Below are 13,293 nucleotides of genomic sequence, written 5' to 3'. Positions count from 1 at the left end.
CCTCGACCTAGGCTCGGGGGCGTGAACGAACTCCTGGATCCGCTTCTGCTGTCGCGCTGGCAGTTCGGTCTGACGACGATCTACCACTTCCTCTTCGTGCCGCTCACCATCGGCATGGCGCTGACGGTGGCGATCTTCCAGACCTGCTGGGTGCGCACCGGCCGCGTGCACTACCTCCAGCTGACGAAGTTCTTCGGGAAGATCTTCCTGATCAACTTCGCGATGGGCGTCGTGACCGGCATCGTCCAGGAGTTCCAGTTCGGGATGAACTGGAGCGACTACTCCCGCTTCGTCGGCGACGTCTTCGGCGCACCGCTCGCCTTCGAGGGGCTGCTCGCGTTCTTCCTCGAGGCCACGTTCATCGGCCTGTGGATCTTCGGCTGGGACAAGCTGCCCGAGAAGCTGCACCTCGCCACGATCTGGCTGACCACGCTCGGCACGACGCTCTCGGCCTACTTCATCATCGCCGCGAACGCCTTCATGCAGAACCCGGTCGGCTTCCGGATCAACGAGGCCAAGGGCCGCGCCGAGCTCACCGACATCTGGGCGCTGCTGACCAACAAGGTCGCGCTCGCCGCGTTCCCGCACACGATCTTCGCCTGCTTCATGGTCTCTGCCGCCGTGATCGTCAGCGTCGCCGCGTACCACCTCTCGCGCAACCAGCACCTCGAGACGATGCGCCCCGCGCTGAAGTTCGGTGCCTGGATGATGCTCGTCAGCGGCGGCCTCACCCTCTTCACCGGCGACTCGCTCGGCCTCGCGATGGTCGACACGCAGCCGATGAAGATGGCGGCCGCGGAGGCGCTCTACAAGACCTCGACCGGCGCCGACGCCTCCTTCTCGGTCTTCACCTGGGGCACGCCGGACGGCTCGAGCGAGCTGTTCTCGATCCGCATCCCCTACCTGCTCTCCTTCCTCTCCACCCACACCTTCACCGGCACCGTGGAGGGCATCAACGACCTGCAGGCGCAGTACAGCGCGGTCTACGGTCCCGGCGACTACACGCCGATCATCTGGGTCACCTACTGGTCGTTCCGCTGGATGATGGCGCTCGGCGTCCTCGCTATCGGCGTCGCCGCCGCCGGCCTCTGGTTCACCCGCAAGGGCCGGCAGCCGAAGCAGTGGATGTGGAAGATCGCGATCTGGGCGGCCCCGCTGCCGCTGCTGGCGATGATCGTCGGCTGGGTCTTCACCGAGATGGGCCGCCAGCCCTGGCTGGTCTTCGGCCTGCTGAAGACCGCGGACGGCGTCTCGCCCGGGGTCAGCGGGATCGAGGTGCTGATCTCGCTGATCGCCTTCACCGCGATCTACGGCACGCTCGCGGTCGTCGAGTTCCGCCTGATCAAGAAGGCCGCGCAGGCCGGCCCCGACGACGCCCCCGAGATCGACGAGGAGAGCGGTCGCCCGCAGCTCGTCGGCACCGTCTACTGAGCACCGTTCACTGAGAAGGGCACACCCGCACATGGATCTCGGATCACTCGATCTGGCCACGCTCTGGTTCTGGATCGTCGCCGCCTTCTTCATCGGCTACTTCGTGCTCGACGGCTTCGACTTCGGCGTCGGGATGTCGCTGCCGTTCCTCGGCCGCGACGACACCGATCGCCGCGTCCTGATCAACACCATCGGACCGGTCTGGGACCTCAACGAGACCTGGGTGATCGTCGCGGGAGCCGCGATGTTCGCCGCGTTCCCGGAGTGGTACGCGACGCTCTTCAGCGGCTTCTACCTGCCGCTGCTGCTGATCCTGCTCGCGCTGATCGCTCGCGGTGTCTCGTTCGAGTACCGGCACCAGCGCCCCGAGGCGGCCTGGAAGAAGCGGTTCGACTCGATGATCGTGGTCGGCTCGGCGGTGCCGGCGTTCCTCTGGGGCGTCGCCTTCGCGAACATCGTGCAGGGCGTGCCGCTGGACGTCGACCACAACTACATCGGCACGGTCTTCGACCTGCTGAACCCGTACGCGCTGCTGGGTGGCGCGACCACCCTGCTGCTCTTCTTCACCCACGGCGTCGTCTTCGTCTCGCTCAAGACCGACGGTGAGATCCGCGAGCGGGCGCGCCGGCTGGCGACGCGGGCGGGCCTGGTGACCATCGCGGTCGCGGCCGTCTTCCTCGGCTGGACCAACCTCGCGCAGGGCAGCGGCCCCTCCTGGCTGCTCTCGATCGCTGCGGCGACGGCGCTGGTGCTGGCGTGGCTGGCGAATCTGCGCGGACGGGAGGGGCGCGCCTTCGCCCTGCTCGCCGGCACGATCGCCCTCGCGGTGCTCGCGCTGTTCACCACGCTCTTCCCGGCGGTGATGCCCGCGTCGAACGACGTCGCGAACAGCCTGACCATCGAGAACGCCTCGAGCACGCCCTACACGCTGACCGTGATGAGCTGGACGGCACTGGTCTTCGTGCCCCTGATCGTCGGCTACCAGGCCTGGACCTACTGGATCTTCCGCAAGCGCATCACCCGGACGCACATCCCGGTCGACGCGCACTGATCGGCCGATCGCCGTGAAGCCCCTCGATCCCCGATTGCTCCGCCACGCCCGCGCCGCGCGCCGCTTCCTCGCGCTCGGCGGAGCGCTCGCGCTCGCCCGGACCGCCGCGACGATCGCGTTCGCCTGGCTGATCGCGCAGCTGGTCGCGGGTGCGGTGGACGGGCGGTCGGCCGCCGAGCTGACGCCGTCGCTCGCCGCGCTGGCCGGTGTCGTCGCGGCGCGCGCGGTGCTGGCCTGGGCGATCGAGGTCAACGCGGCCCGCGGCGGAGCGGGAGCGAAGGGCGAGCTGCGAGCCGCGGCCCTCGGAGCGCTCGTCGCGCTCGGGCCCGCGGGACGCACGGGCGGCTCCGGCGGAGTGGTCGCGCTGCTCGGCGGCGGGCTCGATGCGCTCGACGGCTACTTCACGCGCTACCTCCCGCAGCTGATCGCCACGGCGATCGCGACCCCGATCCTCACCCTCGTGGTCTTCCTCGCCGATCCGCTCAGCGCGCTCTTCCTGGTCGTCACGCTGCCGCTGATCCCGGTGTTCATGGTGCTGATCGGCTGGGCGACGCAGGCGGTGCAGCAGCGGCAGTGGCGCCGGCTGCAGGCGCTCGCCTCCGGCTTCGTCGACACGGTCGGCGGCCTGGCCACCTTGAAGATCTTCGGGCGGGCGGAGCGGCAGGGCGCCCGGATCCGCGCGCTCACCGAGGACTACCGGGTGCACACGATGAAGGTGCTGCGGGTGACCTTCCTCAGCAGCTTCGTGCTGGAGCTGGCCGGCTCGCTGTCGGTCGCGCTCGTCGCGGTGTCGATCGGGCTGCGACTCGTCGACGGGTCGCTGGGTCTCGCGATCGGCCTGTTCGTGCTCGTGCTCGCGCCGGACGTGTTCCTGCCGGTGCGGCAGGTCGGCGCCGAGTTCCACGCGGCGGCGGACGGGGTGCAGGCGGCGGACGAGGTGTTCGCGATCATCGAGCGCGCGGCGGCGGTCCCGGTCCGCACGGCATCGATCGCGCGCCCGGGGTCGCTCGAGCTGCGCGGTCTCGCCGTCGACGACGGAGCGGGACGCGTCCTCGCTCCCGTCGACGCCACCCTGCGCGCCGGCACGATCACCGCGCTCACCGGGCCCAGCGGCTCCGGCAAGTCGACCCTGCTGGCCGCCCTCGCCGGATTCGCGCCGGTCACCGGCTCGATCGCTCTCGGCGGTGCGGCCGTCGACGTGTCGACCCGTCGTGACTGGCTCGCCTGGTCGGGGCAGCGGCCCGACCTGCTCCCGGGGACCGTCGGGTCCAACGTCGCGCTCGGCTCGCGCTCGCCCGAGCCGGAGCGCGTGGCGCGCGCGCTCGCCATCGCCGGCTGCGAGCTCGATCCCGGCCGCCGGATCGACGCGGACGGCACCGGTCTCTCGGGCGGGCAGGCGGCGCGGGTGGCCGTGGCGCGGGCCGTGCACCGCGTGCTCGAGCGCGGCTGCGCGGTGCTGGCACTCGACGAGCCGACCGCGGCACTCGACGCGGAGTCGGAGCGGGCGCTGCTCGCCGGTCTGCGCGGTCTCGCCGACGAGGGCGTGATCGTGCTCGTCGCCACCCACCGGCCGGCGACCATCGCGGCCGCCGACGCCGAGCTCGCGCTCACTCCCGTCGAGGCGGTGCTCCGATGAACCGCGCCGACGTGCTGCGGGCCGCCCTGCCGTCACCGCGGCGCTTCGTCCCCGGGCTGTCCTTCGGGCTGCTGTCCTCGGCCTCGGTCGTGGCGCTGCTCGCCTGCTCGGCCTGGCTGATCGTGCGCGCGGCGGAGCAGCCGCCGATCCTCTTCCTCTCGATGGCCGTGGTCGGCGTGCGCGCGTTCGCGCTGGCGCGGGCGTTCTTCCGCTACCTGGAGCGGCTCACCGGGCACGACGCGGCCTTCCGCGCACTGGCCGAGCTGCGCGCCGGCGTCTACGAGCGGCTCGTGCCCGTGGCGCCGGACGGGCTCGGCCGGGTCCGGCGCGGTGATCTCGTCTCCCGTGTGGTCGCAGACGTCGACGCGCAGCAGGACGTGCCGCTGCGGATCGTGCAGCCGATGCTGGTCTCGGCCGTGGTGGCGGCCGCCGCGGTGGTCGGAGTGTGGCTGCTGCTGCCCGCGATGGGCGCCGTGCTGCTCGGGCTGCTCGTCGTCGCCTTCGCCGGGGGAGCGCTCGGCGCCGGCCTGCTCTCGGCGCGGGCCGACCGCGCGCTCGCGCCGCTGCGCGGGGAGCTGGCCGAGCGCCTGCACCTGCTCGTGACCCGGCTCGACGTGCTGATCGCCTACGACGCGGTCGAGGGCGCGGTCGCCGAGGTCGCGGCGGCGGAGGCGGCGCTCGGCCGGGCGACCTGGCGGCGCGCGGCCTCGGCCGGTCTCGCCGCCGCCGTCCTCGCGCTCTGCTCCGGCGGCGCCGTGGGCGGGGCTCGCGCTCGGCATCCCCGCGATCGGGCAGCTCGGCGGCCCGGCGCTCGGTGTGCTCGCGCTGGTGCCGCTCGCCGTCTTCGAGGTCGCGGCGGCGGCACCGCTGGCCGTGCAGAGCGCCCGCTCCGCGCTCTCCAGCGCCCAGCGGCTCGCGGACCTCGATGCGCAGGCGTCCTCGCCCGCGCTCGCGACCGACGCCGACGTCGATCCGGCGGCGACGCCTCCCTCCGGCCGCGACATCGTCCTGCGCGATCTCTCCGTCGGCTGGCCGGAGGCGCCCGCTCCGGCCCTGGCCGGGGTGTCGCTCGAGCTGCTCGCCGGCGAGCGCGTGCTCGTGACCGGCGGCAGCGGCTCGGGCAAGACGACGCTCGCGCACGCGCTGGTCCGCTTCCTCGACCACTCCGGCTCGTACCGGATCGGCGGGGTCGAGGCGCGCACGCTGCCCCAGAACGAGCTGCGCCGTCTGGTCGGTCTGGTCGAGCAGCAGCCCTACCTCTTCGACGACACGATCCGGCAGAACCTGCTCTTCGCACGGCCGGAGGCGGACGACGCGGAGCTCCTCGCCGTCCTCGACCGGGTCGGGCTCGCCTCCTGGACCACCGCGCGCGGCGGCCTCGACGCGCGGGTCGGCGAGCGCGGCTCCCTCGTCTCCGGCGGGCAGGCGCAGCGCCTGGCGCTCGCGCGGGCGCTGCTCGCTGACTTCGACGTGCTCGTGCTCGACGAGCCGACCGCGTCGGTCGACGCGCCGGTCGCCGACGCGCTCCTGGCCGATCTGCTGCGGGCGGCCTCGGGCCGCACAGTGGTGCTGATCGCCCACCGCGTCGATCCGGCGCTCGCCTTCGACCGGCGGATCACCGTCGCGAACGGCACCGCCGTCTCGGTCTGAGGCGCCGCCTCCGACGACGGTCAGCGCGGTCCGCGGGCGAGCGCCGCCACTCGCTCGAGCCGGCCGCCCTCCTGCCGCCAGCGGTCGAGCACAGCATCGGCCCGAGTACGGGCCTGTCCGGCCAGCGCCGCGAGCAGGGGCGCGATCACATCGAGGGCGAGCGGATCGCTCAGCTCGTCGACGCGGGAGTCGCGGACGAAGCCCTCGAGGCGCGTGAGATCGGACGCGCGCAGCAGTCCGACCCTTGATTGCAGCAGCACCACGGCGGCCAGTCGCAGCTCGAACACCGCCGGTGCCCACAGCTCGGAGGACAGCGCCGTGACGTCGTCGTGCTCGAGCCCGCGGAACTTCGTCAGCGCGTCGCGCACCGTCCCGCGCACCGCGCCGACCGAGGCGCCGGTGGAGTCGAGCCCCGCGCCGAGCCGCTCGCGCACGTCCTGCGCCCGCCAGACGTCGCCCTCGTACTCGAGCGCGGCGCGGAGGAAGTCGCCGGCGTCGCTCACCGCTCCATCATGCGACGCGATCGGAGCGACGGCGAATCGCCCGTCCGGCCTCACACGGGTGGCGCCGCGCCCGCGCTGTCCCGCGCGCGAGAACGGCCCGGTTCGTGCGGAGTGCACGAGCCGGGTCGTTCGAGAGCCGGGGTTCACCGGGTGGGCGGGCCCCCGGGGCTCAGCGGCTCGCCCAGACCGCCTGGTCGTGGGCGTCGTACTCGACGAGGTTGCCGTCGTCCTGCAGCACGAGCCGGAACGGTCCCACCGCGCCGGCACGGGGAGTGACGGACCAGACCTTCGCACCCGTGTAGGACCTCACCGCGAGGGTGCCGTCGCCGTAGAGGGTGACGTCGCCGACGATCCCCGACGTCGAGGTCGACCAGACCGCGCCCGATGGACCGTAGACGACGAAGTTCCCGTCCTTCTGCAGCACGGCGCGGAACCGCCCGTCGGCCGAGACGAGCGGGCCGTCGACGAGGAGGTAGTTGGCCGCGTACACGGTGGGCGACTGCGCCAGGTGCGTCTTGCAGTCCCACAGGACGTTCCTGCTGCTGTCGAAGACTCCGAAGGACCCGGCGTAGTTGAGCCCGAGCCGGAGATCGGCGCCGTGGGTGCCGGTGGACCACTTCACGGAGCCGTCCGCCCCGTAGATCACGGCGTTGCCGTCGGTCTGCATCACGAGCCGGTTGTCGGCACCGCTCGTGCCGGTGCGCCAGAGGACTCCCTGGGGGCCGTAGCCGACGAAGTCGCCGTCGCGCTGCAGTACCGCGCGGTAGCGGCCGTCCTCGGAGGTCAGCTGGTGTCCGCGGCGCAGGACCTGGCCGGTCGCGAGGACGTCGAACGGAGGCTCGGCGATCCTGTGGCCGACACTGTTCGCCCAGGCGGGCGTCCCGTTCTCGCGGTAGAGGACGAGGTTGCCGTCCTGCTGGAGGACCAGGTGGGCGCCGTCCTCGACGTCCGTCCCGGTGGTCCACACCGGCGTGCCGTCGGCGGAGGAGACCACCACGTCGCCGTCCTCCTGCATGTCGAGGTGGTCGCCTCGCCCCTCGGTGCCGGTGGCGAAGACGGCGTGGTTCTGCGGGTCGTAGAGGACAGCGTTGCCGTCCGTCTGCATGACGAAGGTGTAGGCCGCACCGGTGTGGTCGGATCGCAGGCTCTCGTTCGGCCCGAGACTCTCGCCGCCGGTGAGACCGTTGATGAACGGGACGGCCGCGTCCGGCTGCGCGCCGGGGATCAGCGGCGGAGCCGAATCGGTCGCACTGTTCGTGGGAACCGGGATCGGCGCGGCGTCCTGCGCGAGCGCCGGCGTCGCGGTGAGGAGCAGGGCTCCCGCCGCGACGAGCGCGACGAGCACGGAGGCGAGTGACCGTGGGGGGTGGGAAGGCGACATCGCAGTTCTTTCTCGAGAGGGGGGACACCGCCTCGGAGCCAGCGACGATGCCCGATGAACTGCTGAGATCGTGTCACTTCCACCCGGTGATCAGCGCGGTGCGGCGCCCGGTGCGGCGTCGCTGGCGCGCCGTCCGGTCCTTCGAGAGCCGCCGCTCCTCGCGGAGGGGACTCCGCGCGGGCGACGACAAGCCGGGATCGTTCAGGGCAGGGGGCGCGCGAGGGCGTCGAGGCGTCGGCGCCAGGCGTCCAGACGGCCGGGTTCCGCCGCCAGTGCCGGGCCGTCGATCCAGGTCGTGGCGAGCCGCAGTCCGTGCAGGGCGTTCGCCGTCCACACCTCGCGCCCGTCGAGGTCCGCCGGTTCGGCCGGTGCCTCGATGACGTCGACTCCGAGCGCGCCCGCGAGCACCGAGACGGTGCGCGCCGTCACGCTCCGGACGCGTCGGCTGCTCGCGGGCGGGACCACCAGCGCGTCGCCGAGCCACCAGAGGACGGCGCTCGTGGCCCCGTCGACGACCGTGCCGTCCGCGCCGAGCAGCACCGCCTCGTCCGCGCCGGCCGCGACCGCCCGCGCGCGGAGCAGGGCGAGCCGGGCGATGTCCGGCCCCTTGCGCTCGGGCACCCGCCGAGGATCGACGGGGCTCGTCCACAGGACGACGGTGCGGCCCAGTGGCGGGGCGGGACGCAGCCGGAGGCGGAGGCCGTCGGCGGTCAGCTCGACCCGGGGGAAGGAGTCGCCGCTGCGGGGGAGCGCGGCGACGGCGGCGTCGAAGAACGGGCCCGCCCCGTCTGCGCCGCCGGCTGCAGCGACGCCGGTGAGGAACCGCTCCCGATGCAGATCGAGCCCGCGCACGCGACCCTCCGACACCAGCCAGGAGTCCGCCGCGAGGAGCGGGCCGGACGGGGCGTCGAGGGCGGGGCCGAGCTCGTGCCCGTCCCACTGCCGCACTCGCTCGCCGTCCACGACCGCCTAGGCTAGCCCAGTGGTCGTGCCGCCGGAGGACTCCGCTGTCCGCAGTGACGCTGTCCGCGGTGACGCCGTCTCCAGTGCCGCCGCCCGCAGTGCCGTCGTTCGCAGCGCCGCCGTCCGCACCGAGGTCCCGTGGGTGGATCCGGAGCGCGTCTACCTCGCCCTCTTCGCCGGGGCGCACGCCTCCTTCTGGCTCGACTCCGGCCGCGACGCCGTCGAGGGCTTCTCCTTCCTCGGCACCTCCGACGACGTGCTGACGGTCGACGCCGGCGCGGACGTCTCGCCGGCGCTCGCCGCGGTCGACGCGGAGCGGACCGGCGACCCGGCACTCGGCCGGTACGGCTGGATCGCCTACGAGGCAGGAGCGCCCTTCGTCTCGCTGCCGGCGGCACCGGCGGCGCCCGGCGCGCCGCCCGCGCTCGCGCTGCTGCGCGGCGACCCGGTGCTCGAGTTCGATCACCGTCGCCGTTGCGTGCAGGTCGTCTCCTCCCGTGCCGCGGGGGAGGAGGCGCAACGGCTCGCGCGGGCGCTGGAGGCGCTCGCCGCGTCCCACGAGGAGCCGGCGGAGCCGCGCGACCCCGAGCCGGCCGGTCCTGCCCGCTGGCGGCACAGCGCGGACGAGTACCGCGCCCTCATCGCGCACTGCGGGGCGGCCATCCGGGCGGGCGACGCCTACCAGCTCTGCCTCACCAACGAGGTCGTCGTCGAGGGTGCCTTCGACCCGGTCGAGGCCTACCGACGGCTCCGCCGCTCCAGCCCCAGCCATCACGGCGGGCTGATCCGCCTCGGCGACCGGGCGCTCGTGAGCGCCTCGCCCGAGCGCTTCCTCACCGCCGGCGCCGAGGGGCGGGTGGCGACGCATCCGATCAAGGGCACCCGGCCGCGCGGGGCCGACGCCGCGGCGGACGCGCAGCTGCGGGCCGACCTGCTCGCGAGCGTGAAGGAGCGCGCCGAGAACGTGATGATCGTCGACCTGGTGCGCAACGACCTCGCCCGGATCGCGGCGCCGTCCTCGGTGCGGGTGGATCGCCTCCTCGAGGTCGAGACCTACCCGCACGTGCACCAGCTGGTGAGCGAGGTGTCGGCGCAGCGCGCGCCCGGCGCAGGCCTGGCCGAGCTGATCGCGGCGACCTTCCCCGCCGGTTCGATGACCGGCGCCCCGAAGCGCCGCGCGGTCGAGCTCCTCCGCGAGTGGGAGGCGGGACCGCGCGGGCTCTACGCCGGCGCCTTCGGCCGTCTCGGCGGCGACGGCTCGCTCGATCTCGCGATGACCATCCGCACGCTGGTGCTCGACCGCGCCGTCGCCCGCATCGGCACCGGCGGCGGCATCACCGCCCTGTCGATCGCGGACGAGGAGGTGGAGGAGACCCGGCTGAAGGCCCGCGCGCTGCTCGCCGCGCTCGGCGTCGACCTGCACGAGGCGGAGCATTCGTCGCCCGGACGCTAGAGGCCAGTAGGGTTGTTCGTCGGACGCAGGCGCCCTCCGAGCGCGCGCCCACCCCCACCCTCACAGAAGTAGGACACACCTGTGGCAGAAGAGACCTCCCAGCAGACCGGCGCGACCGACGAGGAGCGCTACGACTTCCGCGCGCTCCAGGAGAAGTGGCTCCCGATCTGGGAGGAGACCCGGCCGTTCGCGACCGGCGACTCCACCGACAAGCGCCCGCGCAAGTACGTGCTCGACATGTTCCCCTACCCCTCCGGCGACCTGCACATGGGCCACGCGGAGGCGTACGCGCTCGGCGACGTCATCGCGCGCTACTGGCGCCAGCAGGGCTTCAACGTGCTGCACCCGATCGGCTGGGACAGCTTCGGCCTCCCCGCCGAGAACGCGGCGATCAAGCGCGGGCTGAACCCGGTCACCTGGACCTACGACAACATCGAGCAGCAGAAGCGCTCGATGAAGCGCTACGCCGCGTCGTTCGACTGGGACCGCGTCCTGCACACCTCCGACCCGGAGTACTACAAGTGGAACCAGTGGCTGTTCCTCAAGATGTACGAGAAGGGGCTCGCCTACCGCAAGGACAGCTGGGTCAACTGGGACCCGGTGGACCAGACCGTCCTCGCGAACGAGCAGGTCCTGGCGGACGGCACGTCGGAGCGCTCGGGCGCCGTCGTGGTGAAGAAGAAGCTCACCCAGTGGTACTTCAAGATCACCGACTACGCCGACCGCCTGCTCGACGACCTCAACCAGCTCGAGGGCTCCTGGCCGTCGAAGGTCATCGCGATGCAGCGCAACTGGATCGGCCGCTCGATCGGCGCCGATGTCGAGTTCGAGATCGAGGGCCGCGAGGAGCGGATCACGGTCTTCACGACGCGCCCCGACACCCTCTTCGGCGCGACCTTCATGGTCGTCGCCCCCGACTCCGATCTGGCCGCCGAGCTGGTCGAGGGCGCCGACCCGGAGCTGCAGACCGCGTTCCGCGGCTACCTGGAGAAGGTGCAGAAGTCGAGCGAGATCGAGCGCCTCACCGTTGACCGCCCGAAGACCGGCGTCTTCCTCGGCCGCTACGCGATCAACCCCGTCAACGGCGAGCGCCTGCCGATCTGGTCGGCCGACTACGTGCTGTCCGACTACGGGCACGGCGCCGTCATGGCCGTCCCCGCGCACGACCAGCGCGACCTCGACTTCGCGCGCGCCTTCGACCTGCCCGTGCGGGTCGTCGTCGACACCTCGGCTCCCGTCACGGGGGCGATCCCGGTCATCCCCGAGGACCCGGAGGAGCTCGCCGCTCTCGAGGCGAAGTACGCGGTCGACCCCGCGGTCACCGGGGAGGCGCTGACCGGCGACGGCCGCCTGGTCAACTCCGGCCCGCTCGACGGGCTGTCCAAGCGCACCGCGATCGAGCGCGTGATCAAGCTGCTCGAGGAGCGCGGCCGCGGCCGCTCGGCGAAGAACTACCGCCTCCGCGACTGGCTGATCTCGCGCCAGCGCTACTGGGGCACGCCGATCCCGATCATCCACGGCGAGAACGGCGAGCTGATCCCCGTCCCCGAGGACCAGCTGCCCGTCCGCCTGCCCTCGACCGACGGCCTCGACCTGCAGCCGAAGGGCTCGTCGCCGCTCGGCGCCGCCGAGGACTGGGTCAACGTCGCGAACCCGAACGACGGCAGCCCCGCGCGCCGCGACCCGGACACGATGGACACCTTCGTCGACTCCTCGTGGTACTTCCTCCGCTTCCTCTCGCCGAAGGACGACACCCAGGCGTTCGACCCGAAGCTCGCCGAGAAGTGGGCGCCCGTCGACCAGTACGTCGGCGGCGTCACGCACGCGATCCTGCACCTGCTCTACGCGCGCTTCATCACCAAGGTGCTCTTCGACCTCGGCTACGTCTCCTTCACCGAGCCGTTCACCGCCCTGCTCAACCAGGGCATGGTGCAGATGGACGGCACCGCGATGTCCAAGTCGAAGGGCAACATCGTCCGCCTGTCCGACCAGCTGGACGAGTTCGGCGTCGACGCCGTGCGCCTGACCATGGCGTTCGCCGGCCCGCCGGAGGACGACATCGACTGGGCCGACGTCTCGCCGTCGGGCAGCGCGAAGTTCCTCGCCCGCGCCTGGCGCCTGGCGAAGGACGTCACGACCAAGCCCGACGTGGAGTGGAAGAACGGCGACGCGGCACTGCGCCGGCAGACGCACCGCTTCCTCGCCGAGTCGCCCTCGCTGATCGAGGCGTTCAAGTTCAACGTCGTCGTCGCGCGCCTGATGGAGCTGGTCAACGCGACCCGCAAGGTCATCGACTCCGGCGCCGGCGCGGGCGACCCCGCCGTCCGCGAGGCGACCGAGGTCGTCGCGATGGCACTCAACCTGTTCGCGCCGTACACGGCCGAGGACATGTGGAACCGTCTCGGCTACGAGGGCTCGGTCGCGCACGCCCTGTGGCGCAAGGCCGACCCGACGCTCCTGGTCGAGGAGAAGGTCACCGCGATCCTCCAGGTCGACGGCAAGGTCCGCGACCGCATCGAGGTCTCGCCGAAGATCTCCTCGGACGAGCTCGAGCAGAAGGCGCGGGCCACGGCGGGCGTCGGCCGCGCGCTGCAGGGCCGCGAGGTCGTCACGGCCGTCGTCCGGGCGCCGCGCCTGGTGAACCTGGTGACGAAGCCGGCGTAGTCGGCTGCTGCCGTGAGGGGCCCTTCCCGCTGGGAGGGGCCCCTCCGGCGTTCCCGCGCCGCCTCAGGCGGGCGGTACCGAGCCGTTGCGGAGGTGCTGGTAGACCACGGACGTGCGGACGTCGGCGACCTCGCGGCGCTGGGTGAGGCGGTCGATCACGAAGGCGTAGAGGTCGTCGTTGTCGCGGACGGCGACGTGGATGATGAAGTCCTCGTTGCCCGCGGTCACGAAGACGCCGAGGGTCTGCTCGAGGCCGCTCACCCAGTCGCGGAACGACTCGATCACCTCGCGCGACGGCGGCCGGATCCGGACGGCGATCAGCGCCTGGACGCCTCGGCCGATCGCGGCGAGATCGACCTCGAGGGTCGTGCCGGTGATCACGCCGCGGGTGCGCAGGCGGCGCATCCGGTCGAGGGAGGTGGTGGGGGAGACCCCGACCGCCGCGGCCACGTCGCGGTTCGATGTCCGTGCATCCGACTGCAGAACCCGCAGGATCGCGATGTCGAGCGCGTCGAGGACCACCGGGTCGCGGTTCTGCTGGTCGTTCATACGGACATCCTG

The 13,293-nt window shown here is 72.6% G+C and carries 11 protein-coding genes; 6 read left to right on the top strand and 5 right to left on the bottom strand.

The window, feature by feature from the left end; translation table 11 throughout:
* Positions 1-21: 21 nt before the first annotated feature.
* From GSU72_RS12120 to cydD, 3 genes are read left to right on the top strand one after another with little or no spacing between them, the layout of a single operon-like run.
* Positions 22-1,431 (top strand): cytochrome ubiquinol oxidase subunit I, encoded by a 1,410-nt coding sequence (locus GSU72_RS12120; protein WP_159985251.1) that lies wholly within the window; start codon positions 22-24, stop codon positions 1,429-1,431.
* 31 nt (positions 1,432-1,462) lie between these two features.
* The gene (gene cydB, locus GSU72_RS12115) at positions 1,463-2,482 is read left to right on the top strand and encodes a cytochrome d ubiquinol oxidase subunit II (RefSeq protein ID WP_159985250.1); all 1,020 of its coding nucleotides are present in this window, start codon (positions 1,463-1,465) and stop codon (positions 2,480-2,482) included.
* Positions 2,483-2,495: 13 nt separating this feature from the next.
* Positions 2,496-4,118 (top strand): thiol reductant ABC exporter subunit CydD, encoded by a 1,623-nt coding sequence (gene cydD, locus GSU72_RS12110; RefSeq protein WP_159985249.1) that lies wholly within the window; start codon positions 2,496-2,498, stop codon positions 4,116-4,118.
* Positions 4,119-4,150: 32 nt separating this feature from the next.
* On the opposite strand, the gene GSU72_RS21610 is transcribed toward cydD, so the two are convergent.
* Entirely contained in the window at positions 4,151-4,711 is a 561-nt protein-coding gene (locus GSU72_RS21610) for a hypothetical protein (protein ID WP_244255784.1), read from the bottom strand.
* Between the two features lie 235 nt (positions 4,712-4,946).
* Between GSU72_RS21610 and GSU72_RS21605 the strand changes: the two genes are divergently transcribed.
* Complete coding sequence (locus tag GSU72_RS21605; protein WP_244255783.1) at positions 4,947-5,768, top strand: ATP-binding cassette domain-containing protein; 822 nt, start codon at positions 4,947-4,949, stop codon at positions 5,766-5,768.
* A 20-nt stretch (positions 5,769-5,788) separates the two neighbouring features.
* Here the strand turns inward: GSU72_RS21605 and GSU72_RS12100 are convergent, their stop codons facing one another.
* The 3 genes from GSU72_RS12100 to GSU72_RS12090 all read right to left on the bottom strand — a co-directional run bounded on the left by GSU72_RS12100 (position 5,789) and on the right by GSU72_RS12090 (position 8,615).
* Positions 5,789-6,271 carry a DNA alkylation repair protein gene (locus GSU72_RS12100; RefSeq protein WP_159985247.1) on the bottom strand — a complete coding sequence of 161 codons (483 nt, stop codon included), beginning with the start codon at positions 6,269-6,271 and terminating at the stop codon, positions 5,789-5,791.
* A gap of 169 nt (positions 6,272-6,440) precedes the next feature.
* Entirely contained in the window at positions 6,441-7,616 is a 1,176-nt protein-coding gene (locus GSU72_RS12095; RefSeq protein ID WP_159985245.1) for a hypothetical protein, read from the bottom strand.
* Positions 7,617-7,853: 237 nt separating this feature from the next.
* A complete protein-coding gene (locus GSU72_RS12090) occupies positions 7,854-8,615 on the bottom strand; it encodes an aminotransferase class IV (protein WP_159985244.1) in 762 nt (253 codons plus the stop codon).
* 19 nt (positions 8,616-8,634) lie between these two features.
* Here GSU72_RS12090 and GSU72_RS12085 point away from each other — a divergent pair, with 19 nt between their 5' ends.
* Both GSU72_RS12085 and leuS read left to right on the top strand, forming a co-directional pair.
* Positions 8,635-10,068, top strand: coding sequence for an anthranilate synthase component I family protein (locus GSU72_RS12085; protein ID WP_159985243.1), 1,434 nt, complete (start codon positions 8,635-8,637; stop codon positions 10,066-10,068).
* 81 nt (positions 10,069-10,149) lie between these two features.
* Positions 10,150-12,732 (top strand): leucine--tRNA ligase, encoded by a 2,583-nt coding sequence (gene leuS, locus GSU72_RS12080; protein ID WP_159985242.1) that lies wholly within the window; start codon positions 10,150-10,152, stop codon positions 12,730-12,732.
* Positions 12,733-12,795: 63 nt separating this feature from the next.
* Here the strand turns inward: leuS and GSU72_RS12075 are convergent, their stop codons facing one another.
* Positions 12,796-13,281, bottom strand: a complete 486-nt coding sequence (locus tag GSU72_RS12075) for an Lrp/AsnC family transcriptional regulator (RefSeq protein WP_159985241.1) — start codon at positions 13,279-13,281, stop codon at positions 12,796-12,798.
* Positions 13,282-13,293: the final 12 nt, after the last annotated feature.

The sequence above is a fragment of the Rathayibacter sp. VKM Ac-2760 genome (genome assembly GCF_009834185.1).
In the GTDB taxonomy this organism is placed as follows: domain Bacteria; phylum Actinomycetota; class Actinomycetes; order Actinomycetales; family Microbacteriaceae; genus Rathayibacter.
The sequence above is the reverse complement of the archived record's forward strand: the minus strand, read 5'-3'. Positions and strand labels throughout refer to the sequence as shown.